The sequence below is a fragment of the Erwinia sp. Leaf53 genome (assembly GCF_001422605.1).
In the GTDB taxonomy this organism is placed as follows: domain Bacteria; phylum Pseudomonadota; class Gammaproteobacteria; order Enterobacterales; family Enterobacteriaceae; genus Erwinia.
The window spans coordinates 1-1,853 of the sequence record NZ_LMLK01000016.1; the positions used below are offsets into that span (position 1 = coordinate 1).

The following is a 1,853-nucleotide window of genomic DNA, read 5'->3' on the forward strand; positions in this document are numbered from 1 at the left end:
AGCACCGGTGAGCTTTCCTATAACGGACGGCATGTTGAGACAGGATATTCTGGAAGGATGACGAATAAAAACAATCCTTCTCGTCAGCAGGTAAAGGGTTTAGGGCCAATTCCGCAGGGGACTTACAGGATAGGAGGTCGAACTAATTCTAAAGGACCTTATACTATAATTTTAACGCAAATTTCAGGAGAGAGTTTTGGACGAAGTGCGTTCAGAATTCACGGTGAACGCATCAAGGGCCCCCCGGGCTGGGCTTCAGGAGGTTGCATTGTTTTGGGCCTGGACACACGCAGACTGGTCGCTGACTCCCCTGACAATACGCTGGTGGTCGTGCGATGAAAGGATTAGTGCTTTTTATACTCACAGTTCCCCTGTTTGCCAACGCTATACAGCCTAAGGATTTGACTTCAGCAGATGAACATCATAAATATCTGCTTTTGCAAAATCCGGCTAACAGTAAACAGTTAATCCGCGGCGTAAAGTCATCGCAACCGATATGGCTGGCGGTGGTTCCCGATATTATCGACAGCCTTCCTCAATCGCAAAATCATGCGCTAATGAATGCGCTGGCAGCGTCACTTATCCGGTCTGCCCCTGATACGCTGCACACGCTGGCAGAAGTGGACAAGGTTATCGCCAGAGAAGGACACTCATCGCAGCGTGATAAATTTGGTTCCGATATCATTTGTGTGTATGTACCGGACCCGGATATTTACAACAAACAGTCAGTAAAAGAGTATTTCTCAAGGGCAAAGGCGGTGTTGCCTCAGGCTGGTGAGGCGGGTCGATCGTGCCTGGAGATTATGGGGGAGCTTATTGCTGAGATGAAACGCGATAATCAGAAAAAACCGTACAAGTGGGGAGATAAGGATTATTTTAAAAGCTATTACCCGTTAAATGTACCCACAGAGACACCTTGATTGCGGGCTTTTCTTGTATCTCAGGGTTCAATACTAAACCAGCAGGCTCATCAGCAGGAACTGCAATTAACACCACAGTTCCTGCATACTTATTATGGTCTTTCAGGGACGGGACGATCGGCCTGCGATTATTTCATCGCCCCAATAAATGCCTCAACCTGCCGCTGTCTGCGCCCGGAAAATTTGCATACCTTACGTAGTGATTTCATCAGCTGGGGCTCATGTTCCCGCGCGGTGATCACCAGGCAACCGGCCATCACCCGCACATCCACTTCGGTACCGGTGGTAAAACCTGCCGCCTCCAGCCACTTGCCCTTCATATTCAGCGCCGCAACGTGCTGATAATCCGGAAGCGTGCTCGCATATCCCACCGTTAAATGCCGAATCGGTGAAACGGCAACTTCTGATCTGTCTTCTGCTGCATTACACTCCTGCTTAGCCATGATCACTACCTCGTATAGTTTTTGTGGTTAGCGGGGCGGATGTGGTGAGACACATTCGGCCCGCGTCTGAGTACCCGATAATTATATTCCTCATGCCTTGCTAAATCCTGATTAATTTAATTGAAATTCAATATGTGCAGTGTGGCTCGAATAAAAATGTAATAGTTACATTCCGGAGTGCAAGGGCGGTTTTTAGGGTGCCAGCTTATCAACCAACCTGCACGGCAGGGCTGGTGTACCAGTCTTGAAGACGTTCAGCGGAGTATCAGATAATCGGCCATGTCGGCCCGTGTATATTCGGTAATGAGCATGGGGATTTAAGTTACAACTACTGCATTTAAGCCGCTCAGTAAGATTCTGCTTTCTCTCATGACTCAAGTCTGTTTTTGCTTTTTTCTGTCTTGCTTGCTTCATATCATATGAAAATTGATTTTCGATTTACTCTTCTTCAATGCCACGTAAAGACAAAATCCGTAGCGCACATTCTGAG

Annotated in this window: 3 protein-coding genes; 2 read left to right on the forward strand and 1 reads right to left on the reverse strand. The window is 47.5% G+C overall.

What is annotated here, in order from left to right; genetic code table 11:
- Together ASF13_RS23505 and ASF13_RS11635 are read left to right on the forward strand one after the other, a co-directional pair.
- On the forward strand, positions 1 to 339 hold a 339-nt coding region (locus ASF13_RS23505; protein ID WP_072166364.1), incomplete at its 5' end, for a tlde1 domain-containing protein.
- Positions 336 to 920: a hypothetical protein gene (locus ASF13_RS11635; protein ID WP_056236418.1), complete on the forward strand. Its 585-nt coding sequence runs from the start codon at positions 336 to 338 to the stop codon at positions 918 to 920. The genes ASF13_RS23505 and ASF13_RS11635, both read left to right, overlap by 4 nt.
- Positions 921 to 1,048: 128 nt before the next feature.
- Here the strand turns inward: ASF13_RS11635 and symE are convergent, their stop codons facing one another.
- Entirely contained in the window at positions 1,049 to 1,363 is a 315-nt protein-coding gene (gene symE / locus ASF13_RS11640; protein WP_056236420.1) for an endoribonuclease SymE, read from the reverse strand.
- Positions 1,364 to 1,853: the final 490 nt, after the last annotated feature.

Excerpts from the sequence above, each read along its gene's own strand:
- ASF13_RS11635 (WP_056236418.1), top strand. The coding sequence starts at position 336 with ATGAAAGGATTAGTGCTTTTTATACTCACAGTTCCCCTGTTTGCCAAC.
- symE (WP_056236420.1), bottom strand. The coding sequence starts at position 1,363 with ATGGCTAAGCAGGAGTGTAATGCAGCAGAAGACAGATCAGAAGTTGCC.